This is a genomic window from Amycolatopsis sp. NPDC034160 (genome assembly GCF_055575355.1).
Window position 1 is genome coordinate 81338 of sequence record NZ_JBVISU010000027.1, and the last position, 25016, is coordinate 106353.

Annotated in this window: 23 protein-coding genes and 1 pseudogene; 14 read left to right on the plus strand and 10 right to left on the minus strand. The window is 68.9% G+C overall.

The features are described 5' to 3' along the window. Window positions 1–140: 140 nt before the first annotated feature. Window positions 141–1388, plus strand: coding sequence for a GrpB family protein (locus tag ACZ54P_RS35520; protein WP_465465989.1), 1248 nt, complete (start codon window positions 141–143; stop codon window positions 1386–1388). 339 nt (window positions 1389–1727) lie between these two features. On the opposite strand, the gene ACZ54P_RS35525 is transcribed toward ACZ54P_RS35520, so the two are convergent. Together ACZ54P_RS35525 and ACZ54P_RS35530 are read right to left on the minus strand one after the other, a co-directional pair. Further along, window positions 1728–2396 (minus strand): TetR/AcrR family transcriptional regulator, encoded by a 669-nt coding sequence (locus ACZ54P_RS35525; RefSeq protein WP_465465990.1) that lies wholly within the window; start codon window positions 2394–2396, stop codon window positions 1728–1730. Between the two features lie 17 nt (window positions 2397–2413). Further along, entirely contained in the window at window positions 2414–2836 is a 423-nt protein-coding gene (locus ACZ54P_RS35530; protein WP_465465991.1) for a hypothetical protein, read from the minus strand. A gap of 156 nt (window positions 2837–2992) precedes the next feature. Here ACZ54P_RS35530 and ACZ54P_RS35535 point away from each other — a divergent pair, with 156 nt between their 5' ends. Next, entirely contained in the window at window positions 2993–4192 is a 1200-nt protein-coding gene (locus ACZ54P_RS35535; RefSeq protein ID WP_465465992.1) for an endonuclease/exonuclease/phosphatase family protein, read from the plus strand. A 71-nt stretch (window positions 4193–4263) separates the two neighbouring features. Beyond that, window positions 4264–5205 carry a D-2-hydroxyacid dehydrogenase family protein gene (locus ACZ54P_RS35540; RefSeq protein WP_465465993.1) on the plus strand — a complete coding sequence of 314 codons (942 nt, stop codon included), beginning with the start codon at window positions 4264–4266 and terminating at the stop codon, window positions 5203–5205. On the opposite strand, the gene ACZ54P_RS35545 is transcribed toward ACZ54P_RS35540, so the two are convergent. Genes ACZ54P_RS35545 through ACZ54P_RS35560 form a run of 4 tightly spaced genes read right to left on the minus strand, consistent with a single transcriptional unit; the run spans window position 5195 to window position 8428 of the window. After that, window positions 5195–6019 carry a serine hydrolase domain-containing protein gene (locus ACZ54P_RS35545; protein ID WP_465465994.1) on the minus strand — a complete coding sequence of 275 codons (825 nt, stop codon included), beginning with the start codon at window positions 6017–6019 and terminating at the stop codon, window positions 5195–5197. The genes ACZ54P_RS35540 and ACZ54P_RS35545 overlap by 11 nt on opposite strands. Before the next feature lie 60 nt (window positions 6020–6079). Next, complete coding sequence (locus ACZ54P_RS35550) at window positions 6080–6346, minus strand: HPr family phosphocarrier protein (RefSeq protein WP_465465995.1); 267 nt, start codon at window positions 6344–6346, stop codon at window positions 6080–6082. Window positions 6347–6386: 40 nt separating this feature from the next. Next, window positions 6387–7643, minus strand: coding sequence for a PTS transporter subunit EIIC (locus ACZ54P_RS35555; protein WP_465465996.1), 1257 nt, complete (start codon window positions 7641–7643; stop codon window positions 6387–6389). Then, window positions 7640–8428: a GntR family transcriptional regulator gene (locus tag ACZ54P_RS35560; RefSeq protein WP_465465997.1), complete on the minus strand. Its 789-nt coding sequence runs from the start codon at window positions 8426–8428 to the stop codon at window positions 7640–7642. The genes ACZ54P_RS35555 and ACZ54P_RS35560 overlap by 4 nt, the downstream gene beginning before the upstream one ends. Window positions 8429–8653: 225 nt before the next feature. Between ACZ54P_RS35560 and ACZ54P_RS35565 the strand changes: the two are divergent. Together ACZ54P_RS35565 and ACZ54P_RS35570 are read left to right on the plus strand one after the other, a co-directional pair. Then, window positions 8654–8899 (plus strand): annotated as a pseudogene (locus ACZ54P_RS35565) (PTS sugar transporter subunit IIB); the annotation flags it as partial. After that, complete coding sequence (locus tag ACZ54P_RS35570; protein WP_465465998.1) at window positions 8896–9351, plus strand: PTS sugar transporter subunit IIA; 456 nt, start codon at window positions 8896–8898, stop codon at window positions 9349–9351. The pseudogene ACZ54P_RS35565 and the gene ACZ54P_RS35570, both read left to right, overlap by 4 nt. 75 nt (window positions 9352–9426) lie before the next feature. Here ACZ54P_RS35570 and ACZ54P_RS35575 read toward each other — a convergent pair whose 3' ends face one another. Further along, window positions 9427–9867, minus strand: coding sequence for a QcrA and Rieske domain-containing protein (locus ACZ54P_RS35575; RefSeq protein ID WP_465465999.1), 441 nt, complete (start codon window positions 9865–9867; stop codon window positions 9427–9429). 131 nt (window positions 9868–9998) lie between these two features. Between ACZ54P_RS35575 and ACZ54P_RS35580 the strand changes: the two genes are divergently transcribed. Genes ACZ54P_RS35580 through ACZ54P_RS35590 form a run of 3 tightly spaced genes read left to right on the plus strand, consistent with a single transcriptional unit; the run spans window position 9999 to window position 11502 of the window. Continuing rightward, a complete protein-coding gene (locus ACZ54P_RS35580) occupies window positions 9999–10367 on the plus strand; it encodes a hypothetical protein (RefSeq protein ID WP_465466000.1) in 369 nt (122 codons plus the stop codon). Then, window positions 10364–10876, plus strand: coding sequence for a sigma-70 family RNA polymerase sigma factor (locus tag ACZ54P_RS35585; RefSeq protein WP_465466001.1), 513 nt, complete (start codon window positions 10364–10366; stop codon window positions 10874–10876). The genes ACZ54P_RS35580 and ACZ54P_RS35585 overlap by 4 nt, the downstream gene beginning before the upstream one ends. Beyond that, on the plus strand, window positions 10873–11502 hold the full coding sequence (locus tag ACZ54P_RS35590) for an anti-sigma factor family protein (RefSeq protein ID WP_465466002.1): 630 nt from the start codon (window positions 10873–10875) through the stop codon (window positions 11500–11502). Before ACZ54P_RS35585 ends, ACZ54P_RS35590 begins: the two co-directional genes overlap by 4 nt. Before the next feature lie 359 nt (window positions 11503–11861). Here ACZ54P_RS35590 and ACZ54P_RS35595 read toward each other — a convergent pair whose 3' ends face one another. Next, window positions 11862–12770, minus strand: a complete 909-nt coding sequence (locus tag ACZ54P_RS35595) for a TauD/TfdA dioxygenase family protein (protein ID WP_465466003.1) — start codon at window positions 12768–12770, stop codon at window positions 11862–11864. A 264-nt stretch (window positions 12771–13034) separates the two neighbouring features. On the opposite strand from ACZ54P_RS35595, the gene ACZ54P_RS35600 reads away from it, so the two are divergent. Beyond that, window positions 13035–14198 carry an MFS transporter gene (locus ACZ54P_RS35600; protein ID WP_465466004.1) on the plus strand — a complete coding sequence of 388 codons (1164 nt, stop codon included), beginning with the start codon at window positions 13035–13037 and terminating at the stop codon, window positions 14196–14198. A 15-nt stretch (window positions 14199–14213) separates the two neighbouring features. Here ACZ54P_RS35600 and ACZ54P_RS35605 read toward each other — a convergent pair whose 3' ends face one another. Beyond that, window positions 14214–15419 carry an ATP-grasp domain-containing protein gene (locus ACZ54P_RS35605; RefSeq protein ID WP_465466005.1) on the minus strand — a complete coding sequence of 402 codons (1206 nt, stop codon included), beginning with the start codon at window positions 15417–15419 and terminating at the stop codon, window positions 14214–14216. Window positions 15420–15440: 21 nt separating this feature from the next. Next, a complete protein-coding gene (locus ACZ54P_RS35610; protein WP_465466006.1) occupies window positions 15441–16610 on the minus strand; it encodes a cytochrome P450 in 1170 nt (389 codons plus the stop codon). Between the two features lie 150 nt (window positions 16611–16760). Here ACZ54P_RS35610 and ACZ54P_RS35615 point away from each other — a divergent pair, with 150 nt between their 5' ends. Genes ACZ54P_RS35615 through ACZ54P_RS35635 form a run of 5 tightly spaced genes read left to right on the plus strand, consistent with a single transcriptional unit; the run spans window position 16761 to window position 24664 of the window. After that, complete coding sequence (locus ACZ54P_RS35615) at window positions 16761–19748, plus strand: type I polyketide synthase (protein WP_465466007.1); 2988 nt, start codon at window positions 16761–16763, stop codon at window positions 19746–19748. Further along, entirely contained in the window at window positions 19726–21678 is a 1953-nt protein-coding gene (locus ACZ54P_RS35620; protein ID WP_465466008.1) for a non-ribosomal peptide synthetase, read from the plus strand. Before ACZ54P_RS35615 ends, ACZ54P_RS35620 begins: the two co-directional genes overlap by 23 nt. Further along, window positions 21675–22424, plus strand: coding sequence for a thioesterase II family protein (locus ACZ54P_RS35625; RefSeq protein WP_465466009.1), 750 nt, complete (start codon window positions 21675–21677; stop codon window positions 22422–22424). Before ACZ54P_RS35620 ends, ACZ54P_RS35625 begins: the two co-directional genes overlap by 4 nt. Further along, a complete protein-coding gene (locus ACZ54P_RS35630; protein ID WP_465466010.1) occupies window positions 22421–23431 on the plus strand; it encodes an alpha/beta hydrolase in 1011 nt (336 codons plus the stop codon). The genes ACZ54P_RS35625 and ACZ54P_RS35630 overlap by 4 nt, the downstream gene beginning before the upstream one ends. A 3-nt stretch (window positions 23432–23434) precedes the next feature. Next, window positions 23435–24664: an ATP-grasp domain-containing protein gene (locus ACZ54P_RS35635; RefSeq protein WP_465466011.1), complete on the plus strand. Its 1230-nt coding sequence runs from the start codon at window positions 23435–23437 to the stop codon at window positions 24662–24664. Window positions 24665–25016 lie beyond the last annotated feature (352 nt).

Below are 25016 nucleotides of genomic sequence, written 5' to 3' on the forward strand. Positions count from 1 at the left end.
CGTGAAGGACTGGTCGGCACCACTGCCGAGGGATGACCAACCCGGCCCCAGGGTGAAGGCCCCGTTTCGCGGAAACGCCTGACAAGATCGTCCCGGTTCGATAATCTGGCCGACTGCCTTGAGGAAGGAACAAGGGGTCAATGCCTAAACCCGATCGTGACGACTACACCGAAGAAGACATCACCAACGCGTGGGTCGATCAGGCTCCGGTACTGAATTCCACCGTCACCCTGGCCGAATACGACCCGGAGTGGCCTGAACTGTTCGAACGGGAAGCCAACCGCATCAGGGGGACTCTGGGGGAGCGGGCGCTGATCGTGGAGCACGTCGGCTCCACGTCGGTGCCCGGGCTCTGCGCGAAGCCGATCATCGACATCATGCTCATCGTCCCCGATTCGGACGACGAGGACAGCTACGTGCCGCAGCTGGAGGCGGAGGGCTACAAACTCGTCATCCGCGAGCCGGACTGGGAGAAGCACCGCTGCTTCAAGGGCCCGGACACGAACGTCAACCTGCACGTCTACTCGCCGGACAACGGCCAGACCGAGCGTTACCGGCTTTTCCGCGACCGGCTGACCGCGCACGAAGACGAGCGGAAACACTACGAGGCCAAGAAACGCGAACTGGCCGCGCGCACCTGGAAGTACATCCAGCACTACGCCGACGCCAAGACCGAGGTGATCGACGAGATCATCGAGCGGGCGCGTGCCGCCCAATACGACGGCTTCGCCCGGCTCTACGCCGCGCACGCCGAAACCAGTAGCACCAACGCCCACTACGACCGCCCCGCCATCGTCGAGCTGGCCGGTGACGTGGCGGGCAAGCGGGTGCTCGACGTCGGCTGCGCGGCGGGTCATCTCAGCGCGCTGCTCGCCGCCAAGGGCGCCGATGTCCTCGGCGTCGACGCCAGCGAGGGCATGGTGGCCGTCGCCCGGGAGAAATTCGGGGACGTCGCCACTTTCGAGACGGCTGATGTCACGCGGCCGTTGACGTTCCTGGAGGACGGCTCGATCGACGTCATCACGGCGTCGTTGGTGCTGCACTATCTGAAGGAGTGGGCGCCGGCACTGGCCGAATTCCGGCGGGTGCTGAAGCCGGGTGGGCTTCTGGTGTTCTCGGTGCATCACCCCGGCGAGGACTGGCGCTGGTTCGGCAAGCAGAACTATTTCCAGCTCGAACTGCTCGAAGACGAGTTCCCGCAGGGGCAGAAGGTCCGGTTCTACCGGCGTCCGCTGAGCTGGACCTTCGGCGCGGTGCGGGACGCCGGGTTCGCCGTCGACAGGCTGGTGGAGCCGATGCCGGAGGAGTCGATCGCCGAGTCGGACCCGCGCTGGTACGCGAATTTGCGGACCAAGCCGCGGTTCCTGTACTTCCGGGCCGTGAACTAGCGAGGGGCAAATCAAAAGTGCCTGTCCCGTGAAGGGCTTTCTTCGCTGACTTCAAGACAGGACGAGAGCCGAACGTCCTGCTGATGCCTCTATATACGGTTTCGGCGGGCGTCGTGAGTGGCGATTCGGGTTAGAACCCGAATCGCCACTCACGACCACCTCGGCCCACCCTTCACCGGAAGCGTCAGGCCAGAAAAGTCCGTGAAGGCCTCCTTTCCTACCTTGAGAGTAGGGAAGGAGGTCTTCACGGACACGCCGCCTTACTAGAGCCCCGCTGAACGCGTTTAGTCCTCTAAATGCGAGACACCCCAAAGAGCATTTAGAGGACTAAACGCGTTCTCACGCGGCGTCGTCGCGCTTCGAGAGGTCCCGGATCAGTGACACGATCTCCCGGCTGACCGGCCGCAGCACCCGCAGCCGCGACAGCCCCACGAGCCGGGCGATCAGCGGCACCGTCCGCTCCACCAGCACCCGGCTGCGCTTCTGGCCCGTGGACCGGTCGTGGACCCAGAACAGCACGACCCCCATCTGGTACAGCCACAGCAGATCGGGCAGGTCGTCGCGCAGGTCCGGGTCGAGTTTGGCGTCGGAGCCGTCGATGACGTCGCGCATCAGCCCGATGGAGGCGTCCCGCGCGGGCGTCGACTCCTCGCTGAACGGGCTCAGCGGCGAGTCCGGGTCGGCGGCGTTGACGAAGAACTGGGTGCCGAAGCGGTGGTACGGCTCCGCGACGTCGAGCCAGGTGAGCAGGACCGTCTTGAGCCGTGCGCTGAAGTCCCGCTCACCTTCGATCGCCTGGCGCGCCGTCGTGAGGTGCACCTTGGCGATCTCATCGTAAAAGCCTTGGATCAGCTGGTCTTTCGAGGCGAAGTAGTAGTACGCGTTCCCGACCGAGACACCGGCTTCGGCGGCGATGGCCCGCATGGTCGTGCGGGCGTAGCCGTTCTCGGCGAACAGCCGCAACGCGGTCGCCACGATCAGTGACCTGGTTTCCTCACTCTTCGCCACCAGTGCACGTTATCCGGTCAGGGCGCCGGATGCGGAGCGGGCGCCGGGTAACCGGGGTAGGCGGGGGGCGCCGGCGCGGGCCGCGTGGTGCCGTGGTTGAGGTGGCGACGCCGGATCCCGTTGAACACCAGCACGTTCCCGACGTGCATCACGCCGAGTACGAGTGCGACGGTGCCGACCTTCACCGACAGCATTTCGAAGACGTCACGCGCGTCGAGGACGGTGTCGTTGCTGGTCAGGAACAGGGTGACGAAGCCGAGGCTGACCAGGTAGAAGCCGACGACCAGCAGCTGGTTGACCGAATGGGCCAGGGCTTGCTTGTCCTGGAGGACGTCTTCCAGGAACGTCTTGCCGTGCTTGCTCAGCGTGCGGGCGACCAGCACGGTCAGTGGGACGGTGATGACCAGGTAGAGCGCATAGGCCAGGACGACAGGTTGCATGGGGACCTCCGTTTTGAACGTGTTCAAGACGAACGGTAGCCGATATTTTGAACGCGTTCAAGAGGTGCTGTTCACCGGAAGCTCACCCAGGGGACCGCGTCGGCTGCGTAAGGTCTGGCCAGAACTGGTCGTCAAAGCAAAGCGGGAGTACAGACCGTGAAACGCATCGCCGCCGTGCTCACATCGGGCACCCTGCTGGCCGGGACGCTGCTGGCCGCCACCCCGGCGGAAGCCACCGTCGGCCAGAACGTCCGCTTCGCGACGTACAACGCTTCGCTCAACAGGGGAGCCGCAGGACAGCTGGTGACCGACCTGTCGCAGCCGGGCAACGCGCAGGCGAACGAGGTCGCCGAGGTGATCCAGCGCAACCGGCCGGACGTGCTGCTGATCAACGAGTTCGACTACGTGCCGGAAAACCGCGCCGCGGACCTGTTCCGCGAGAACTACCTGAAGCGCGGCCAGAACGGCGCCTCCCCGATCGACTATCCGTACGCCTTCACCGCCCCGTCCAACACCGGTGTCGCGACCGGCTTCGACCTCGACCGCGACGGCCGGGTCGGCGGCGGCAACGACGCGCACGGCTTCGGCCTCTTCGAGGGCCAGTACGGGATGCTCGTGCTGTCGAAATACCCGATCGACACCAAGAACGCGCGGACCTTCCAGAAGTTCCTCTGGAAGGACATGCCGGGCGCGCTGCTCCCCGACGACCCGGCCACCCCGGCGCCGAACGACTGGTATTCGCCGCAGGCGCTCGACGTCCTGCGCCTCTCGTCGAAGTCCCATTGGGACCTTCCGATCCGCGTCGGCCGCTCCACCGTGCACTTCCTCACCGCGCACCCGACGCCGCCCACCTTCGACGGCCCCGAAGACCGCAACGGCACGCGCAACAACGACGAGATCCGGTTCTGGGCGGATTACGTGACGCCGGGCAAGGGCCGCTACATCCACGACGACCGTGGTCGCCGCGGTGGGCTGGGCGCGCACGAGAAATTCGTCATCGCCGGGGACTACAACTCCGACCCGCTCGACGGCGACAGCGTCCCCGGCGCGATCTCCCGCCTGCTGAACGCCCCTCGCGTCATCGAGACCCGCCCGGGCAGCGAAGGCGCTGTGCGCGCCGCTCAGGCCCAGGCAGGCGCCAACATCGGCCAGAAGGGCGACCCCTTCTTCGATACCGGCGACTTCAACGACAACGCACCGGGGAACCTGCGGATCGACTACGTTCTGCCGTCGAAGGGTCTGTTTCCTTGGCGCGCCGTAGTCTTCTGGCCGCTGCCCGATTCACCGCTGGCGCGGCTCAACGACGCCTCGGACCACCACCTGGTGCGCGTCGACGTGTTCGTCCCGCGCCGGTAGGACCCGGATCGTCCCGCCGCGACAGCAGCCTCCCTGGGCGCGGTCACCGGAGCGACCCTAGCCTGGGCTCCATGAAGATCGCGATTCTCGACGACTACCAGGAAGTGGCACTCGGCTTCGGAGACTGGGACTCCCTCGGCGCCGAGATCGAGGTGTTCACGGAGCCGTTCGCGGACCCCGCCGACGTGGTGGCCCGCCTGCGGCACTTCGACGTCGTGGTCGCGATGCGCGAGCGCACCCGCTTCCCGGCCGAAGTGCTCGACCGGCTCCCCGCGCTCAAGCTCCTGGTGAGCACCGGGCACCGCAACGCCGCGATCGACGTGGCCGCCGCCCGGCGCAACGGTGTGGTCGTCTCTTCCACCGGGTACATCGCGGCCCCGGCGGCCGAGCACACCTGGGCGCTGATCCTCGCCGCGGCGAGGAACGTGCCGGTGGAGTCGCGGAACATGCGCGAGGGCGGCTGGCAGACCACGGTCGGCACGATCCTGCACGGCAAGACCCTCGGGCTGCTCGGGCTCGGCAGGCTCGGCGCCGGCGCGGCCAAGATCGGCAAGGCGTTCGGCATGGAGACCATCGCCTGGAGCCAGAACCTGACCCAGGCGAAGGCCGATCCCCACGGCGTGACGGCGGTGTCGAAGGACGAACTGTTCGCCCGTTCGGACGTCCTGTCGGTCCACCTGGTGCTCAGCGGCCGCACCCGCGGACTGGTCGGCGCGGCCGAACTCGCCGCGATGAAGCCGACGGCGATGCTCGTCAACACCTCGCGCGGTCCGATCGTCGACGAAGCCGCTCTGGTGGACGCCTTGCGCCGCAAGGAGATCGCGGTCGCCGCACTCGATGTCTACGACGTCGAGCCGCTGCCTTCGGAGCATCCGCTGCGGGCGCTGGACAACGTCGTGCTCACCCCGCACATCGGCTACGTCACCCGCGAGGCCTACGAGATCTTCTACCGCGACGCCGTCGAGGACATCGCGGCCTTCCAGGCGGGTTCGCCGATCCGTGTCATGGAGTGAGTTTCCCCAGCTCAGCCAGTACGGCGTCGGTGTAGGGCGGCCACACCTCGGCCGCCCACGGGCCGAAAGCGCGGTCGGTGAGCGCGACGCAGGCGGCACCGGCGTCGGGATCGACCCACAGGAACGTGCCGGACTGTCCGAAGTGGCCGAAGGTCCGCGGCGAGCTCGACGAGCCGGTCCAATGTGGACTCTTGTGGTCGCGGATCTCGAACCCGAGGCCCCAGTCGTTCGGCTTCTGGTGGCCGAACCCGGGCAGGACACCGGAAAGTCCGGGGAAGACCACGGAAGTCGCCTCGCGCACCGTCTCGGCGGCGATCAGCGTCGGTGCCTGCAGTTCGGCGGCGAACGCGGCCAGGTCGTCCACAGTGGACTCCGCGCCCGAGGCGGGGAAACCGGTCAGCTTGGTCGCCTTCATGCCCAGCGGCTGGAAAAGCGCCTCCGCCTGGTAGTCGGCGAAGGGGATGCCGGAGTGCTCGGTGAGCGCGTCGGCGAGTTGTTCGAAGCCGGCGTTGGAGTACAGGCGCCGATTGCCGGGCGCGGCCATCGGTTTGTGCTCGTTGAAGGCCAGGCCCGAGGTGTGCGCGAGCAGATGCCGGATCGTCGAACCCTCCGGCCCGGCGGGGGTGTCGAGTTCGACGACGCCCTCTTCGATGGCGATCAGCGCCGCGTAGGCCGTCAGCGGCTTCGTCACCGACGCCAGCTTGTACACCTTCGTCGTGTCGCCGTGCGTGCCCAGCACGTCACCGGCGGCGGTCACCACGGCTGTGGCGGCGTTGTCCACCGGCCACTGTTCTATCCCACGCACGCTGTCCATGCCCAACACCCTACGAAGCCCGGACCGGTCGGGGCGGCCCGGGCTTCGCAGGGATCGGGATCAGGCGTCGAGGTCGGTCGCCACCAGCTCGGCGATGGCGTCGACGGCCGCCTCGGCCCCCTCGCCCTCGGCACTGATGATGACCTCGTCGCCGTGACCGGCGGCGAGCGTCATCAGGTTCAGCACACTGCCGGCCGCGACCGGGTCACCGCCCGCCTTGGCGATCTTCACCGCGACGGGCTGCGCCGCGGCCGCCTTGGCGACCGTCGCCGCGGGCCTGGCGTGCAGGCCCACCTTGCTGGCCACGGTGACGCGTTTCTCCGGCATGTTCTTTCCCTTTCGTGCCTTCGGTTCTGCTGAGCTGAAACTACTTGATGGGCTTGGCCGCGGTGGCTTCGAGATCGGCCTCGATCGCGTCGTCCTCGCGGCCCGGGGTGCGCAGGTTCCACTTCTTGATCACGAAACGGAAGAGCACGTAGTAGACGACCGCGTAGGCCAGGCCGATCGGGATGAGGAGCCAGACATTGCTGCTCGCCGCCGGATGGTTGAAGTTGAGCCCGAAGTCGATCGCACCGGCGGAGAAGCCGAAGCCGAGGTGGATGTCGAGCGCGTTCACCAGTGCCAGCGACGTACCGGTCAGGACCGCGTGGATCAGGTACAGCGGCCACGCGACGTACATGAACGAGAACTCGATCGGCTCGGTGATACCGGTCAGGAACGAGGTCAGCGCACCGGCGATCATCACACCGCCGACGATCTTCTTCTGGCTGGGCTTCGCGGTCTGCCAGATCGCCAGCGCCGCGGCGGGGATGGCGAACATGAAGATCGGGAAGAAGCCGGTCATGAAGGTGCCGCGGGTCGGGTCGCCCTCGAAGAACTTCGTGAGGTCACCACCGTCGAAGATGAACCACACCGGCACGTTGAGCAGCTGGTGCAGGCCGACCGGGATCAGCAACCGGTTGAGCACACCGTAGATACCGCCACCGACCACAGGTGCGCCGGTGACCGCTTCGCCCACCGCCTGGATGCCGTCGTTGACCCAGTGGAAGACCAGGCCGAGCGGCACCGCGAGGATCATCAGCGTCAAGGCGGTGACGATCGGCACGAACCGGCGGCCGCCGAAGAAGGCCAGGTACGGCGGCAGCTTGATGCGGTAGAACTTCTGCCACAGCAGCGCGGTGACGAGACCGACGATCACACCGGCCAGCACGCTGTAGGGCCACTTGAGCGGGTTGAGCATCAGGCCCGCGGGCTTCTCGGGGTTCCAGCCCGGCAGTTCGGAGAACGGCGCGAAGACCTGAAGGACGCTGGTGAACACGAAGAAGCCGACCACTGCGGCCAACGCGGTCGCGCCGTCGCTCTTCCGGGCGAAACCGACGGCGATACCCACCGCGAACAGGAGCGGCAGCCAGTTGAACAGCGAGTTGCCCGCCGCACCGAGAACCTCGGCCACTTTGGTCCAGCCGAGCCCTTTCTCGCCGAGCAGGTCGGGCTGGCCGAACCTGTTGAGGAGCGCGGCGGCGGGCAGAGCGGCGATGGGAAGCATGAGGCTGCGGCCGAAGCGCTGAAGCCCGGCCAGTCCCTTGCCCTTGCTCTTCGCCCCCTCCGCGGTGGTGGAGCTCATCGAGTACCTCCGTAGTGAGGATGATGACCGGAATCCGGGGTGTTCCGGTCAAGCTGCATGGTGACCTGGTAGTGATCGCCCCGGTACCAGGAAGTCATGTCTTCGATCGGTTCCCCGTTGACACTGGAGACCCGGCGGAAGACAAGGAGCGGACTGCCGGCCCGCATGCCGAGCATGCGTGCCGTTTCGCGGTCCGCGGATTCGGCCCAGACCGTCTGCCACGCGTGGTCCGGGCGCAGGTCGTACGACTGGGCGAGTTGGACGTACAACGATCGGGTGAGATCGAGGTCGAGCAGGCCGGGCATCCGGCCGGCGTGATACCAGCCGCGTTCGACCGCCAGCGGCACCCCGTCGGCACGGCGAAGCCGGACGATGCGGTGCGCCGGCGTGCCGGGGGCCAGGCCGAGGGCGTGTGCCGAAGGGGCGGGCGGGACCTCGGTGGCGGTCTTGACGACCTCCGTGGTCGGCGTCATCCCGCGACGGCGCATGTCTTCGGTGAAGGACATCAGGTAGAGCTGCAATTCCATCCGCCTCGCGGCGGTGAACGTCCCTTTCCCGCGCACGCGGGAAAGGAGCCCTTCTTCGACCAGCTTGCCGATCGCCGACCGGACCGTGAGCCTGGACACCTGGTAGGTCTCGGCGAGGTCACGTTCCGAAGGGATCGGTGAGCCGGGGGGTAGCTCACGCTCCACCGTGCGGCGCAGAATCTCCCGCAGCTGGGCGTGCTTGGGCGTCGGTCCGTTGATCACACGGTCGGACGGCGGCAGCTGCGCCGAAGCGCTCATGACGGTCACCGTCCTTTCGGGCCGGTCGATTCGGGTAACCCGTACTCGCGTCTGGTCCGGAAGATTGGTACGTTCCGGTCTAGACCAATGATCCGATGGGGCAGGATGCTCCGTCGCACGAGCGGGTGTCAACCACCGTTACGCGTTCGTGGCCAGGGATCACGTGCGAGTCGGCGAACGGCGTAGTACAGCTGGTTCGCATGTGGGAAACCGACAGGGAACAGGGAGACCGCGATGGCGGATGACAGGGCGGAAAAGATCCTCGCGGGTCTCGGCGGTGCCGAGAACGTCATCGAGGTGGAGGGGTGCATCACCCGGCTGCGCTGTGAGCTCGAAGACATGAGCCTGCTCGACGAGGCGGCGCTGAAGGCGGCCGGCGCGATGGGTGTCGTGCGCATGGGAGCCGGTGTCCAGGTCATCGTGGGGCCGGAGGCCGACACGATCGCCAGTGACATCGAGGACCTGCTGTGAGTCTGGAGATCCTGAGCCCGGTCGGCGGCAAGACGACCGCCATGACCGAAGTGCCCGATCCGGTCTTCGCGCAGGCGATGGTCGGCCCCGGCCTCGCGGTCATGCCCTCGGGCGGGCGTCAGAGCGCGGTCGCGCCGGTCGACGGGACGGTCGTGACCCTGCACCCGCACGCCTTCGTGGTGGCCACCGAAGACGGCCGCGGCGTGCTGGTCCACCTCGGGATCGACACGGTGAAGCAGAAGGGCGAGGGGTTCACCCTCCACGTCGTCAAGGGTGAAACCGTCCGCGCCGGGCAGCCGGTCGTCGAGTGGGACCCCGAGGCGGTCAAGGCCGCGGGCTACTCGCCGATCGTGCCGGTGGTGGCGCTGGACGCGAAGGCCGAAGTCCTTTCCGGACTGCTCACCGGCGGCGACGTCGAGGCGGGCGAGCCGATCTTCACCTGGGACAGCTGAACTTCACACTCGCGAGTGTCATGAGGGGTCCCCATAGGACACTTTTCGTCCTATGGGGACCCCTCATGACGTTTCTCAGGCGGTGACGACCTGGCCGTTGGCGACCTTGACCGCGATCGAGGGCAACGGCTTGTCCGCCGGCCCCTTTTTGACCGCGCCGGTCGCCGCGTCGAAGATCGAGTTGTGACAAGGACATTTCAGGTCCGCGCCCTCCGGGACGACCGCGCAGCCCTGGTGCGTGCAGATCGCGCTGAACGCGGCCGCGGTGCCTTCGGCCGTCCTGGTGACGATGACGTCCTTGCCGTCGGCGGTCTTGGCGGCCTTGGCCTGGCCGACCTCGAGGTCGGAGAGCGCGGTCAGGGTCTCGCCCGGTGCCGCGGCGGGCGGTGCGGCGGCCGAGCCGGAGGACGGGGCTTCACTTCCGCAGGCCGTGAGGGCCACGGCACCGACGGCCGCGCCGGCGACGGCGGCCCCCGTGGTCAGGACGGTGCGGCGGGAATGCAGTTCGGCAGTCATGTCCATAGACACGGTTCAAGCAGCCATCCGGTTCAATTTCAGCGACCATCGGGTGCGGAAGTGAACCGAGAGCCCTTCTTTTCCGTGTTCAAGGGCATAGGGGAACCGAACACGCGAAAAGAGATACGGACATGATCCGGTGGTTGTTGCGGGCGGTGGTGGCGGCGAGCCTGCTCGGTTCGGCGTGGGTGCATTACGTCGTATGGCAGGACTGGGCCGCCGAGACGGACGTGGTCGGGCCACTCTTTTTGGTGAACGTGGTGGCGGGCGTGGTGATCGCGGTCGCCGTCCTGGTCTGGCACCACTGGCTGCCCGTGCTGGCGGCGATCGGCTTCGGCTTGGCCACGCTGGGTGCGTACGTGCTTTCGCTGACGACGGGGTTCTTCGGCGTCTCTGAGCGTTTCACCACCCAGGCCGAACTCTGGGGCCTGATCACCGAAGTGGCGTGTGTCGTCTTCGCCCTCCCTTTGCTCTTCCTTCGCGAAGGCAAGGATCGGTGAAGGAATTCGCGGAGGACCGGCTGATGCGGGCTCTGCACGACGAGCACGCCGCGGCGCTGTGGTCCTACGCACTGCACCTGACCAGCGGTGATCGGGTCCGCGCGGAGGACGTCGTCCAGGAGACGTTGCTGCGGGCCTGGCGCAACGCCAAGGTGCTCGACCAGTCCGAGGGATCGGCGCGGGGCTGGCTGTTCACCGTCGCGAGACGGATAGCCATCGACGACTGGCGTGCTTCCGCGGCGCATCCGGAGGTGGTGACCGGTGAACCGCCCGAGACAGCGGTCACCGACGGCACCGAACGGGCGGTTCAGGGCTGGCTGGTCGCCGAAGCCCTCGGCGAGCTTTCGCCGAGACATCGTGAAGTGGTCGTTTTGTGCTATTTCCAGGGTTACTCCGTCGCGGACGCGGCGAAGCGGCTGGGTGTGGCCGAAGGAACCGTCAAGTCGCGGACGCATTACGCCTTGCGGGCGTTGCGGCTGGTATTGGAGGAAAGAGGGGTGACTCAATGACCGACCCCTTCGCCACCTACGACGCGGCCTACGTGCTCGGGGCGCTTTCCCCGGAAGACCGGTCCGCGTACGAGAAACACCTTCACGGATGTGACCGGTGTGCCGCGTCCGTGCGCGATCTGGCGGGGATCCCGGGTCTGCTCGCCCAGGCCGGTGCTCCCGCACTGCTGGAGGTGGAACCGTCGCCGTCGCCGGACCTGCTGCCGACCGTGCTCAAACGGGTCCGCCGGGGAAGGCGGATCCAACGGACGATCACCGCCGTCGCGGCAGGGGTCGCCGTCGCGGCCAGTGTCACGCTCGCGGTCGTCCTGACCGGGCCGGTCGCGGCGGGCGGTGATCCGATGACGCCGCTCGGCGACTATCCCGTCACCGCCGAGGTCGCCCTTGCCGCCACGGACACCGGCACCAAGGTCGACATGACGTGCAGCTACGGCGGCAACCGCACCGGGGACTACATCCTGGTCGCCGTCGACGCCGACGGCGGTACCAGCGAACTGGCGTCCTGGCGCGCGATGCCCAAGGACACCGCGCACATCGTGGTCGGCACCGCGATGCGCACCGGGGACATCAAGGCGCTGGAGATCCGCACGCCCTCGGGTCTCCCGCTGCTGCGGATGAACCCCTGATCCCGGTGTCATGACAGGCCTTCGGCGCCGGACAGGGGAGGGATTGGTCCCGGCTGCGAAAACTTTCAGAAGGCGTGGGGCCGGGTTGGTCGTGAGTGGCGATTCGGGTTAGAACCCGAATCGCCACTCACGACCAACCCAGCCCACTCCTCGCCGGACCCTCAAGCCAGGAAGTCCGTGAAGGCCTCCTTCCCTACCTTGAAAGTAGGGAAGGAGGCCTTCACGGACAACGCCACGTTTGCCTTACTCCTCGACAACCGGATCCGGCCGGGTACGCCGAGTAGTGCTCACCGGACGACTGGGTCAGGGCCGATGGGTCACGGCCGGCGCCTCGGCATGCCGCGTGGCGGCCCCGCCGGTCATTCGGTGCTGGTGCTGAACGAGTCGGCCTGTCCACGCAAAAGAACGCTCGGGCGGCCGTCGGTGCCGACCGGAACGGTGCCGACGGAGGTGACCCGTTCGCCCCTGCGGTGTGCCTTGCCGTAGTCGTAGATGGCGTAGTGCATCGTCGACTGGTTGTCCCAAATGGCGAGGTCTCCGAGGCGCCAGCGCCACCGCACGGTGTTCTCCGGCTTCGTCGCGTACTCGTGCAGCATGCGGATCAGGTCGCGGCCGGCCTGTGGGCTGTAGCCCACCACGCGGCGGGCGAAGCCGCCGATCAGCAGCGACCGTTCCCCCGTCTCGGGATGCACGCGGACCGCGGGGTGCTCCGCTTCGAAGATCGAGGCGAGGTAGTTCGCGCGAAAGCGCTGGTCGCCGTCGTAGGTGTCGTCCGTGTAGTCGGAGTCGTTGGAGTGCACGATCCGGAGTCCGTCGGCGAGGGTGCGCAGGCCGTTGGGCAGGCTTTCGTAGGCGGTCGCGGTGTTCGCCCACAGGGTGTCCCCGCCCAGCGGCGGATTGACCTTGTTGTGCAGGAACGCGAACGAGGGCGGCTGCGCGAGGTAGGTCAGGTCGGTGTGCCAGTGGTTCGCCCTGGTGCCTTCTCCGCGTGAATCCATTTCCCGCACCAGCGGCCGTTCCTCCGGGCCGCCGTAGATCGGGTGCCCCAGCGTCAACGGGCCGAAGCGTTGAGCGAACGCCACCTGGCTGTCGTAGTCCAGGCCTTGATCCCGCAGGAACACCACCTTGTGGTCGAGCAACGCCTTGCGAACGCCGGCGATGGTCTGGTCACTGAGCGCGGCAGTGGTGTCCACGCCGTGGATTTCGGCGCCGATGTTCCCGGCCAGCCGAGTGATCTCGATATCGGCCGGCGCGATGGTCTCGGTCATGGGGCAAGCCTTTCTCTGGTTGCTCGGACAGGTGTAGGGGATGGCGGACCTGAGGCTCCGAGTCATGCTGCCAGAAATTGCCAAATGTGGCAATTTTCGTGACTAACTGGTCGAACTCGACGTGGGCCGGTGTGGGCAGGCTGTTTGCTAATAAGGGCACAAGCTGGCAATATTTTTGCCATGCTGGGTGGGGTCGGTCGGCGAGCAGAGGTCCGAAAAAGCGCGGTTCCGCCGGGCGGCCGCCGGGTACGCGTGGTTCTGGCAGTGGATCAGCTGCTGGTCGCCCTCGGTTTGTTCAGCCTTTTCCCGGTGCTGGGCGTGATGCTGGCATCGCGCGGATCTGCGTCGAACGCGGCACTGGTCGGGGTCGGACTCTTTTGCTACACGGGTTCGGCGGGCCTTTCCGCCTTACTGCTCAATCGGTGGCTGCCCCGGCTGAGCTATCGGCACGGCATGGCGGGCAGCGCGCTGTTGTCGGCCGTCGCGTTCGGGCTGCTTCCCTATGTCCGTGCGGGCTGGGTGCTGTGCGGGCTGCTCGTACTCGCCGGGCTCGGCGTGAGTGTCCACTTTGTCCTGTCGAGGGTGTTCGTCGCGGAACTGGTGCGAGACGACATCGGCCGAAACAGGATCTACTCCCTGCTGCAGATCGCGGTGAACGCCGCGGCCGCGGTGGGACCGCTGATCGCGAGCGTGACGTTCGCCGTCGACCCGCGGCTGCTGCTCGCCATCGTTTCCCTGTGCTACGTCGGCGGCGCCGCGTCGTTGTGCTTCGCCATGCCGTCCCGGGAATATCCGCCGCCCACCAGCGGCAGGTGGCCGGTCAGCCGGGCCGTCCTCGGGAAGGCCCTTCGCAGCGCGGAAATTGTGCGGGTGCTGGTGGTCTGTGTGGTGGGCGCGTTCATCTACGCTCAGTTCTTCTCCGCCTTCGCGCTTTTCGTCGCTGACTCGTTCAGCTCGGTGGCTTTGCGCGCTGGTCTGCTCGCCGCTCCCGCGATACTGATCGTGCTGCTGCAGGCCGCCGTGACCAAGGTGGTCGCCCGGCTGCTCAAGGCGGGGGTCAAACCGTTCACGGTGCTCGGTGCGGGGACCATGGTGTTCGGGGTGGCGATGCTGTTCCTGGGGGCGGGGCTGCCGCTGGTGGCCGGGGCGGTTCTCGCGGCGGCGGTGTTCTCCTTGGCGGAGATGCTGTTCACCCCGATGGTGAGCACGGCGTTCGCCGGGTTGCCGATCGAGTCGAGCCTGGAGTCGTTCAACCTCCGGCAGGTCTGCTGGACCACTGGCGAGGCGCTCGGTTCGCTGGCGGGTGGCAGCCTTTTCCTGTGGTTGCGGCTTCGCGGTGAAGCCTGGCTCTACTGGCATCTGCTCGCTTGGCCGACATTGGCGGGCGTCGGCGTCCTGTTGGTCGTTTCCGCCCGCCGCCGGGCCTGAGGCGGGAACGCGCGATCAGCCTGGAGTGAGCACGGTCTCGGCGGAGAACCACGAGGCGAGCCGCCGGATCCGGTCCGCGGTGTCGTGTTCGTCGGTCCCCTCGACCACGGCCGTTCCGGCGTGGATGTTGGACGCGGTGGAGGCGTCGGCCAGGGTGTCACCGGGGCGTGACCGCAGCGCGACATGGCGGACACCGGGCCGGGCGAGGATTTCCCGCTCGCCGGGACAAGAGCGCAGCAGGCCCGGCCCGGTGGCCAGGAAGACGTCTCCATACCAGCCGTCCGCGACTTCGGGCGCCACGGCGGAGTCCAGTTCCAGCACCGCTCTCGCCCATTCGTCGTGCAGATCCACCCCGTGCTGAAGGCGGATCATCTCGTCGAACGATCCGCCGGGGATCCGGCCACCGCATTCGCCGAACACCAGCCGGTCGTCGTTCTCGAAGACCTCCAGGTGGAACACTCCGTCGCGGTGCCGCAGCGCGGCCATGCAGCGGTCGGCCAGTGCCCGGCAACGAGCGTAGAGTTTGTCGCACGCCAGCGGATGCTGTACCACGGTCGCGACGATGCCGCCCTCGCGGATCGCCAGCACGTTGTCCAGGTAGCGGCCGACGGAGACGAACAGCACGCGGCCGTCGCGCACGATCCCGTCCAGATGCAGTTCGGGTCCGTCGATCCATTCCTCGGCGAGCCACGGCCCCGCCGCGACGTCGAACTCGCGCGCCAGTTCAAGGCGGTCCGCCGGGCTGCGCCAGGCTCGCACGCCCCGCGTACCGGAGTCGGCCAGCGGCTTGAGCGCCCCGCGCGCATGGTCGAACGCCGCCAGATCGCCAGGCTGGACCACGAGTGCCGACTCCGCGACGGGAATGCCGGCCGCCCGGATGCTTCGCTTCTGGAGATCCTTGTCGCGCAACAACAACGCGTCCGACGCGGGGTGCGGCGCCCTGGGCCCGCCGAGTACGGAGGCGTTGACAAGGGTGAACTCGTATTGGCTGCACACCACGTCGAAGCCGTCCACCGAGAGCCCGCGGCGTTGCAGCCCGGCCAAGGTGGATTCGGTGTCGGCCGGATCCCGCACCGGCACGACATGCACGTCGTCGAGCACGCCCTCCCGGTCGCGATCTTCACCCGCGGCGAGCACGCAGGTGACCTCGGCGCCGAGGGCGTGCAGGGCCCGCACCGCTTCCAGACGCCAGCCGATGAGCAGTACATTCCACTTCGCCATCAAGTGTCCTTCCTCCGCCGGTCAGACGGATGTCAACCGCACGGGCAGGGTTTCGGGTCCGCTGACGGCGATCGAGCGCACCCTGGCCGCGGGCCCGTCCTGTTCGATGCGGTGCGGTGCGTCGAGGAGTTCGGTGAGCAGGATCCGGGCCTGTGCCCTGGCCAGGATGCTGCCGAGGCAGAAATGCTCGCCTCCGCCGAGCGCGAGATGGCGGTTCGGGGCCCGCCCGATGTCGAAGCGGTCGGCACGCGGAAACACCTCTTCGTCGCGGTTGGCCGAGGGGACCCACAACACGACCCGGTCGCCCGCTTCGATCCGCTGCCCGCCGATCACCACCGGCTCGGTCACCGAACGCATGCTGTGGACCGCGCTGGAAGTCCAGCGCAGGATCTCCTCGATCGCCGGGGGCAGTAGATCGCGATCGGCCCGCAGCCGCTCCCATTCGCCGGGGTGTTCGAGGAAGGCCCAGATCCCGCCTGCCAGCGCCAGCCGCCCGTTTTCCGTGGCACCGACCAGATTCTCGCAGTTGAGAAGAATCTCCTCTTCGGGGAGCAGTTCTCCCTGCACGGTGTCCCCGGCGAGCAGGCTCACCACGTCGTCGGCGGGGGCGGCCATCCTGGCGTACATCAGATCGATGAAGTACCGCATGAGTTCCTGGTGCGCGGCAAGGGAAACTCCCGCTTCGAATGCCTCGTTGGTCCACTGGTAGAGCGTTTCGTGGTCCTCGGCGGGCACGCCCATGATGTGCCCGATCGTGTACATGGAAAGCCGTCCGACGACGTCGTGGACGAAGTCGAACCGCTCCCGTTCGACCGCTTCGGCGAGGATTGTGCGCACCGCCGTGCGCATGTACTCCTCCAAGTGCCGGACGGCGCGGGTGGTGAACAGGCCCGCGACCACGGCGCGGAGATCCTTGTGCCGTGGCGGATCGGTCAACGCCAGCGTCATTCCGGCACCGGGATCCTCGCCGAGCTTCGCCGGGCGCAACAGCACGCCGCGCGCGGAGCTGAACACCTTCGGGTCGCGATAGGCGGCACGCACGTCCTCGTATCTCGTCAGCGACCAGAACGCGGGAAGGTCGGTCGCTTCGTGCCGGTGCACCGGTGAGTGCCCGCGCATCCAGTGCCACACCGCGTGAGGATCGCCGTCCGCGTGCAGCGCGGGATCGGCGAGCCGGGTGGGATCGATCATCGCTGGCTCCTCGGGCGGGAGGGGCGGCTTCCCGCACAGGCGAGTTGCCAACTTGTGCCAACAAGGTTGCCATTGCTTGCTACGAATGGCAATCTGTTTGCCATGTATCCGTGCGCGAAGAGCCCGGAGGCGGGAATCGAAGGGGTGGGAATGGAGCGCGACCGGTCCTTGGACCTTGCCGTCACCGGTATGGCGATGCGCATGCCCGGTGCCGCGGACCTGGCCACGTGGTGGGCGGCGTTGCTCGACGGCCGGACGTTGACCACCCGGCTGACCCGCGACGAGCTGATCGAGGCCGGGGTGTCCGCGGACCTCGCGGACGACCCCGACTACGTCCCCGTTCGCGGCAGGCTGGCCGACGCGGACCGCTTCGACAACACCGTGTTGCGGGTGAGTGCCCGCGACGCCGAACTGATGGATCCTCAGCACCGCCTGATGCTCGAAATCGCCTGGGAGGCCATGGAGGACGCCGGTGCCTGCCGTCCCGGCGGCGACCGGGTGACCGCCGTGTTCGCCAGCGGCAGTGGCAGCGGTTACCTGCGCACCATGCTGGCCAACGGACCGCTGGACCCACAGACCCTCGATCAGGCCATCCACGGCACCGACCCGGACTTCATCGCCAGTCTGGTGTCCTACAAGCTGGGGCTCACCGGGCTCGCGGTCGGTGTGCAGACCGCCTGTTCGTCGTCGCTGGTCGGACTGCACCTCGCCGGGCAGGCGCTGCTGAACGGCGACTGCGACCAGGCCATCGTCGTGGCCGCGGGCATCGACTTCCCACAGGGCGGACATCTGCACGTCCCCGGCGGCATCCAGTCGGCGTCCGGCGACTGCCGTCCCTTCGACGAGAACGCCGACGGTGTCGTCGCGGGGTCCGGTGTGGCAGCCGTCGTCCTACGCCGCCTGTCCGACGTCCTCGACGATGGTCCGCAGCCGCACGGCGTCATCCTCGGCTCGGCGGTCAACAACGACGGGACGGCGAAGGTCGGCTACTACGCCCCTTCGGCCACCGGTCAGGAAGCGGTGATCCGCGCCGCGCTCGCGGCCGCCGACGTCGAGGCGGGTTCCCTCGGCTACCTCGAGGCCCACGCCACCGGAACCCGGGTCGGTGACCCCATCGAGTGGTCGGCGGCGTCGGCCGCGCTTTCCGGGATGGGCGTGGCGCCGGGACAGGTGGCCGTCGGTGCGCTCAAGGCCAACATCGGGCACTTGGACTCAGCCTCGGGTCTCGCCTCGCTCATCAAGACGATGCTGGTGCTGCGGGATGGGCTCGTGCCGCCGGTGGCGGGCTTCACCCGGTTGAACCCGCTGCTCGAATCGACGGATTCGCCGCTGTACGTCCCGGCCACGTGCGAGAAATGGTCCGGCCCCGAGCCGCGCCGGGCCGGGGTGAGTTCGTTCGGTATCGGTGGTACGAACGCCCATGTCGTCCTCGAACAGGCACCCGTGCTCGCCGCGGGCGGTCCTGCCGACGACGTCGACCGGCTGGTGGTCCTGTCCGCCGCGGACGCGGGGGCGCTCACCCGGTCGGCCGGGCGGCTGGCCACGCTCCTGTCCGCCGAGCGACCGCCTGCCGCAGACGTCTCGTTCACCCTCGCCGCGGGTCGGGCCGAACTCGCCCACCGGCTGGCCGTGGTCGGCCGCGATCCGGTGGAACTCGCGGAACGCCTCACCGGTGGATCCGGTGTCGTGCGGGGCGAACGCCCGGCCGAAGGCGGCGCGCCGGTGGTGTTCCTGTTCCCCGGCCAAGGCACTCAGCGGCCGGGGATGGCGGCCGCCTTCGCCGATGCGCTGCCCGGGTTCGGCGAGGTGCTGGAACATTGCCTCGACGCGTTCGAGCCGCCGCTCGCGGAGCGAGTGCGTGCCGCGTTGTCCGATCCCGGATTTCCCGCGACCGAACTGGCCGCGACCGATCTCGCCCAGCCCGCGTTGTTCGCGGTGGAGTACGCGGCCGCGGTGGCGTTGAGCGAGCTGGGTGTCGAACCGGTCGCGCTCGCCGGGCACAGCCTCGGCGAGATCACCGCCGCCTGCTTCGCCGGGATTTTCGATCTTCCCAGTGCCGCCCGGTTCGTGGCCGCCCGCGGGCTCGCCATGCACAAGTGTCCACAGGGGACGATGCTCGCACTCGGCTGTGACGGGGAAACGTCGATGGCGCTGGCAGCCGAGGCGGGCGCGGACGTGGAGCTCGCGTCGGCCAACGGACCGGACAGCTGCGTGCTGGCGGGCGCTTCGGACGAGGTAGCCGCCTTCCAGCGTTTCCTCGGCGATCGAGTGCACGCGAAGGTCCTGCAAACTTCCCATGCCTTCCACACCAAGCTGATCGATCCTGCTTTGCCCGCGCTGACAAGGGAATTGGCGGCGGTGCAGTTCGGCAGCCCACGGCTGCCGCTCGTCTCGAACCGCACCGGCGAGCTGGTGGACCCTGGCGCGGTGATCGGCCCGCGCGATTATGTCGAGCAGGCCCGCCACCCGGTGCGGTTCGGCGATGGGCTCGCGGCGATCGCCCGGCGGTTCCCCGGTGCACTGCTGGTCGAAGTCGGGCCGGGGCGGGCGTTGTCCGGGCTGGCCGAGGCGGTGGGGCTGGCCACCGTCCCGTTGTCGGCGCAGCGTACGTCGGCCCCCGGACGTGAGGTGCTCGGCGCGCTCGGGCAGTTGTGGGCGCGCGGTCAGCCGCTCGCGATCACGTCCGTGTGCGCGGGCGGGCGGCGGATCCATCTGCCCGGTTACCCGTTCGCGGGACCGCGGTGGATGGCACCCGAGATGGGGAGAAAAGCCGTCACCGCGGCGGAAACGGCGCCGGAGATCCCGGTCACCGCGCCGCCCGGCCCGGCGGAACTGCTGACCGCGCTGTGGCAGGAGTTGCTCGGTACGCCGGAGGTCGGCGCGGAGTCGGACTTCTTCGAGCTGGGCGGCGATTCGCTGCTGATCACGCATCTCGCCCGGCGCGTCCACCAGAGACTGGGGGTGCGGGTGCCGTTGCGGGCGATGCTCGCGGGCCGCACCCTCGGCCGTCAGATCGCCGTACTGACCGAGAGCCTGCGGCAGGCGGAACCACCGGGTGGCCACGCCGTGGCAACCGGCCCGAGCACCGCATCCGACCATCGCCGGAGGAGTTGTGATGTTCTCGTTGCAACAGAGTGACCGCCTGCGCGAAACCGGGCAGAGGACCGACAGCCCGGAAGCCGACGTGCTGACCCTGGGCTACGCCCCACCACCGGACCACGATCCCCGGCCCGTGCACGAACTGGTCGCGGACTTCGCGCGGCGCACGCCGGAAGCCGTCGCCGTCCGGTACGGCCGGGAATCGCTCAGCTACGCCGAACTCGACGGGTGGGCCGGGCGCGTCGCGGCTCGGCTGCTCGCGGCGGGAGCAGGTCCGGGCAGCAGGGTCGCCGTGCTGGTGCCGCCGTCCGCGGCGATGATCGCCACCGTGCTCGGCGTGCTCCGGGCGGGCGCCGCCTACGTTCCGGTCGACCTCGCCCAGCCCCGCCGCCGCGTGGCCGCGGTGCTGGAAGACGCAGGGACCGAGGTCGCCGTGGTCGCCGCGGAGACGGCTTACCGCCTCGAAGGGCTCGACGTGCGATTGGTGCCCGCCGAACACGACGGCCCGGCGCCGGACGCGACACTTCCCGTGGCCGGGATCGGCGACCCCGCATACGTCATCTACACCTCGGGCAGCACCGGTGAGCCGAAAGGCGTCCTGGTCGACCACGGCGCTCTCGCCGCTTCGACGGCCGCCCGCCGGTCCGTCTATCCCGGCCGTTCCGTGTTCTTGCTGGTCTCCCCGCTGGCCTTCGATTCGTCGGTAGCGGGGTTGTGGGGCACCTTGACGGCCGGCGGCACCCTGGTCGTGGCCGGCCCCGACGAGGTCAGTGACCCGGCGCGGCTGGTCGAGCTCATCGACACGCACCGGGTGACCAGATTCCTGTGCGTCCCCTCCCTCTACCGCGTGCTGCTCGACGCGGCCGAACGTGCCGGAGTGAACCGCCTGTCGACCGTCGACACCGTGATCGTCGCGGGGGAGGCGCTGCCGGAAGCGTTGGTACAGCGGCACTTCGCCCGGCACGGCCACTCCGTCGCGCTGGTCAACGAGTATGGGCCGACCGAGGCCACCGTCTGGGCGAGCTACCGCAGGTTCGACCGTCCCGGCCCGGTCTCCATCGGCGTTCCGGTGCCGGGTGCCCGCCTTTACGTGCTCGACGAAGAAGGACTTCCCCAGCCGAGAGGGGTGGCGGGTGAGCTGTACATCGGCGGGACGGGCGTCGCTCTCGGATATCTCGGCCGTCCCGAAGCGACCACCCGCGCGTTCACCGGCGACCCGTTCGCCGGCGTGGAAGGCGCGCGGATGTACCGCACCGGTGACCGGGCTCGCTGGAACGACGACGGCACTTTGGACTTTCTCGGCCGCAGCGACCACCAGGTCAAGATCCGCGGGCATCGGGTGGAACTCGGCGCGGTCGAGACGGCCCTGCTCGGCGCGCCGGGTGTGCGGGCGGGCGCGGTGTCGCCGGACTCCGGACTGACCCGGTTGGTGGCCTTCGTGGTCGTGTCTCCCGGGGTCAGCACGGACTCGGTGCGCGCACACTTGGCCGAACGGCTGGGCCCCGCTGCCCTGCCCAGCCGGTTCGAGCCGGTCGACACCTTGCCGGTCACCGTGACCGGCAAGCTCGACCGCGTCGGGCTACGCGACGCGGCGGACGAGGTCCTGCGGCGGCCTGGCCCGGCCGGCGAGGGCCACGAGACAGCCGAGGGGATGCCCGCCAGGGTGGCGGCGGCTTGGGCCGAGGTCCTCCAGCTCGCCGACGTGCCCATCGACGTCAACTTCTTCGACCTCGGCGGTCATTCGCTGACCCTGTTCCAATTGCAGAACGCTCTGGAACAGCACACCGGCACCCGGCCGTCGGTCGTGACGTTGTTCCGGCACACCACCGTGTCCGCGCAGGCCGAGCTGATCAGCGGGGGCGGCAGGGGAGCGCAAGGCGCGTCGGCCGAGCAGCGTCAGGCCGCGGCCCGGCGCGCCCGTATCCTGCGGGCCAGGAGGCAGCGCGCGACCGAGGGACCGGCCCGATGACCGGGGCCGCCACGCTTTGGCTGCTCCGCGCGGTCGAACGGCCGCTGGCGAAAGCGAGGCTCGTCTGCTTCCCCCATGCCGGCGGGTCGGCGTCGTTCTTCCGTGACTGGGGCGAAAACCTGCCCGGCGTCGAGGTGTTCGCGGTGTGCTACCCGGGGCGCGCGGAGCGGATCGCCGAGGAGCCGCCGACGGATCTGATCCGGCTTGGCCGGGACATCGCCGACGCGGTGGCGGCACTCGGCGACGACCGGCCCGTTTCCCTGTTCGGGCACAGCCTCGGCGCGGCCGTCGCGCTGGAAACCGCCCGGCGGCTGGAAGAACTCGGCCGCGGCCCGGCGCGCCTGTTCGCCTCCGGGTCGCGCGACGCACCGCTGCCCGACGCCGATGAGTACGAGGACCAAGCGCCGGAGTCGGTCGCCCAACGGTTGATCGAGCTCGGCGGCACCGACGCCGAACTGGCCGCGGACCCGTACTTCCAGGAGCTGGTGCTGCCCTACATCGTCAGCGACGGCGCGATGTTCCACGCCTACGCCAATCCCCTGAAACCGGTCCTGCGGTGCCCGGTCACGACGATCTTCGGCGACGAGGACGTCGACGCCGATCGCAGGCCGTGGCGCGAGCTGACCGCGTCGGCCCTGGACGAGCACGTCGTACCGGGCGACCACTTCTATCTGACCCCGAGACCGCCATACGCCCTGCTCCAGCGTTACCTGGACCCGGCGTCGAACCCGGCAGGAGCGGAATGACCAGCACGAAACCCCACCCCGGCTCCGAAGGCACGCGGGTGGGCCCGCCACCCCCGCTCGACCACGAGCTGGCCGCACCGCTGCGTGACATTCTCGCGGATCTGGGCGGCCCGTTGACGCCGGACCTTTTCGCCGACCGCCGGGCGCGGACCGAGACGGGGAGCCTGTCGGACGAGGACATCCGGCGCGGCGGCGCGTTCGAACTCCGGGAGCTGCGGGTGCCGGGGCCGCCGGGCGCACCGGAGGTCCCCGTGCTCGTGTGCCTGCCGACCGGGAGCCCCGGACCGCATCCGGTGCTCTACAACACGCACGGTGGCGGCATGGTGGCGGGCAACAACCGGACCGTCGAACTCGGCGGCGAGCTCGACCGCGCCCAGGAACTCCAGCTCGCCGTGGTCGCGGTCGACTACCGGCTGGCGCCGGAAAACCCGGACCCCGCACCGCTGGAGGACTGCTACGCCGCGCTCGAGTGGGTGGCCGCGACCGCCGGCGAGCACGGGTTCGACCCGGCCAGGATCGTCATCAGCGGCAACAGCGCGGGCGGTTGTCTCGCGGCCGGGGTCAGCCTGCTCGCCCGCGACCGGGGCGGGCCCGCGCTGCTGGGGCAGATGCTGCAATGCCCGATGCTCGACGACCGGTGTGACACGCCATCCTCGTTCCAGATGGAGGGCATCGGCCTGTGGGACCGGCTCTCCGACCTCGCGGGCTGGACGGCGCTGCTGGGCGAGCGCCGGGGCACCGACGACGTTTCCCCTTACACCGCACCGGCGAGGGCGGGCGACCTGGCGGGCCTGCCCCCCGCGTTCATCGACGTCGGTTCGGTGGAGGCCCTGCGTGACGAAGCGGTGCGGTACGCGAGCCGGATCTGGCAGGCGGGTGGCGAGGCCGAACTGCACGTCTGGTCCGGTGCGTTCCACAGTTTCGACGAATGGGTGCCGGATGCCGTCATCTCGAAAACCGCCCAGCGTGCACGGCTCGACTGGCTGCGCCGTCTGCTGGCCCGGTAGATCATGAGCGTGCCTCGCCTGTTGTTCGTGGGCGGTGCGAGCCCCATCTCCTCGAGCCGGGACATCGTCTCCGACGCGCTGAACCAGGCACGTGCTCGCGGAATCCGCACCCACATCCTCAGCCGTGCCGAACTGCTGGCCGAGACCAGGGACGTCACCGCGCTCGCCGACGAAGTGTCCGTTGTGGATCCCGATGACCCGGTCGCCTGCGCGCGGTGGGCGCGTGACCGGTTCGCGGCGGGTGACCGGTTCGAGCTGGTGCTGGGCCTGCGGGACACCGTGCTCGCCGCGGTCGCCGAATGCGCGCGGGTCTTCGGCGCGGTGGGGAACTCGCCGGACGCCGTTTCCCGCGTACGCAACAAGGACACCTGCCGGGAGGCGCTCGCCGCGGCCGGGTTCCGCCAGCCGGCGGTGCGACTGTGCGCGGGTGCCGGGCAAGCAGCCGAATTCCTCGCCGCCTCCACCGGCCCATGGGTGGTCAAGCCCCGAGACGGCATGGCCAGCATCGGCGTGCGGAAGGTGTCGGCGCCCGCCGATCTCCCTGCCGCGCTCGAGACACTGCCTGATCGCGAGCTGTTCCTCGTCGAGGAATTCGTGTCCGGTCCCGAATTCAGCGTGGAAGGGGTGTTCCTCAGTGGGCGGCCGCAAGTACTCGCGGTGACCGAGAAGGAAAAGCTACCACCGCCGCATTTCGTCGAGAGCGGGCATCTGCTTCCCGCGGACCTGCCGGAGGAGCGCGCTCGGGAGATCGAGCGGCAGGTCACCGCCGCGCTCACCGCGCTGGGCCTGTGTTTCGGCGTCTTCCACGTCGAATTGTGGCTGTGCGACGGCGAAGTCGTGCTCGGAGAGGTGCACGTCCGGCCCGGCGGGGACTGGTTGCACCGGCTGCTCGCGCACGCCATTCCCGGCCTGGAGCTGTTCGGCCTGATCTACGACGATCTGCTCGGACGCCCGTCCACCGGATGCCCGGCGCCTACCCGCGCGGGAGCGGCACGCTTTCTCACACCGCGGCCTGGGCGCCTGGTCCGGATCGAGGGCTGGGAGCGGGTGCGGGATCATCCGGCCGTGCTGCACGCCGAACTGGCCGTCCGCCCCGGAGACCGGATCGGCCCGGTGCACCAGTCCGGCGACCGGGCGGGCGTCGTGGTGGTCGGTGCGGACACCCCGGAAGCGGCACGCGACCTGGCGCGGAGGTTGGCCGGTGAGGTGCGGTTCACCGTCGATGGAGACTGACGGCGAGCCAGCGGGCACATCACGCGTCACCTATTATCTGGCGCGCTGACGTTGGAGACAGGTTCGGGCTCGTCAAAAGTCCTGCCGAGGCCTTGACCGTCCACATGGGACATTTTTCGTGACCAGAGCGCCCGATTCGCGCAATTCGCGCGGTTCTGCAAGGTGGTCGTGAGTGCTAATGAGGGTTCTGTTGAGGGGTAAGGCGAACATGGCGTCTTGAGGCTTCCGGTGGGGGGTGGGTCCAGGTGGTCGTGGGGGGGGGGTTGGGGTGGGAACCGGAGCGCCACCCCCCACCACCCCGAACGAACGCATTCCTTGGGTGGAATACACGACGGACACCCCCTCTTTTCCC

Bases quoted from the DNA above. Each gene is read 5' to 3' on its own strand.
- ACZ54P_RS35520 (WP_465465989.1), top strand. From the start codon at position 141: ATGCCTAAACCCGATCGTGACGACTACACCGAAGAAGACATCACCAAC.
- ACZ54P_RS35530 (WP_465465991.1), bottom strand. From the start codon at position 2,836: ATGCAACCTGTCGTCCTGGCCTATGCGCTCTACCTGGTCATCACCGTC.
- ACZ54P_RS35540 (WP_465465993.1), top strand. From the start codon at position 4,264: ATGAAGATCGCGATTCTCGACGACTACCAGGAAGTGGCACTCGGCTTC.
- ACZ54P_RS35545 (WP_465465994.1), bottom strand. From the start codon at position 6,019: ATGGACAGCGTGCGTGGGATAGAACAGTGGCCGGTGGACAACGCCGCC.
- ACZ54P_RS35550 (WP_465465995.1), bottom strand. From the start codon at position 6,346: ATGCCGGAGAAACGCGTCACCGTGGCCAGCAAGGTGGGCCTGCACGCC.
- ACZ54P_RS35555 (WP_465465996.1), bottom strand. From the start codon at position 7,643: ATGAGCTCCACCACCGCGGAGGGGGCGAAGAGCAAGGGCAAGGGACTG.
- ACZ54P_RS35560 (WP_465465997.1), bottom strand. From the start codon at position 8,428: ATGAGCGCTTCGGCGCAGCTGCCGCCGTCCGACCGTGTGATCAACGGA.
- ACZ54P_RS35575 (WP_465465999.1), bottom strand. From the start codon at position 9,867: ATGACTGCCGAACTGCATTCCCGCCGCACCGTCCTGACCACGGGGGCC.
- ACZ54P_RS35580 (WP_465466000.1), top strand. From the start codon at position 9,999: ATGATCCGGTGGTTGTTGCGGGCGGTGGTGGCGGCGAGCCTGCTCGGT.
- ACZ54P_RS35590 (WP_465466002.1), top strand. From the start codon at position 10,873: ATGACCGACCCCTTCGCCACCTACGACGCGGCCTACGTGCTCGGGGCG.
- ACZ54P_RS35595 (WP_465466003.1), bottom strand. From the start codon at position 12,770: ATGACCGAGACCATCGCGCCGGCCGATATCGAGATCACTCGGCTGGCC.
- ACZ54P_RS35605 (WP_465466005.1), bottom strand. From the start codon at position 15,419: ATGGCGAAGTGGAATGTACTGCTCATCGGCTGGCGTCTGGAAGCGGTG.
- ACZ54P_RS35610 (WP_465466006.1), bottom strand. From the start codon at position 16,610: ATGATCGATCCCACCCGGCTCGCCGATCCCGCGCTGCACGCGGACGGC.
- ACZ54P_RS35615 (WP_465466007.1), top strand. From the start codon at position 16,761: ATGGAGCGCGACCGGTCCTTGGACCTTGCCGTCACCGGTATGGCGATG.
- ACZ54P_RS35620 (WP_465466008.1), top strand. From the start codon at position 19,726: ATGTTCTCGTTGCAACAGAGTGACCGCCTGCGCGAAACCGGGCAGAGG.
- ACZ54P_RS35625 (WP_465466009.1), top strand. From the start codon at position 21,675: ATGACCGGGGCCGCCACGCTTTGGCTGCTCCGCGCGGTCGAACGGCCG.
- ACZ54P_RS35630 (WP_465466010.1), top strand. From the start codon at position 22,421: ATGACCAGCACGAAACCCCACCCCGGCTCCGAAGGCACGCGGGTGGGC.
- ACZ54P_RS35635 (WP_465466011.1), top strand. From the start codon at position 23,435: ATGAGCGTGCCTCGCCTGTTGTTCGTGGGCGGTGCGAGCCCCATCTCC.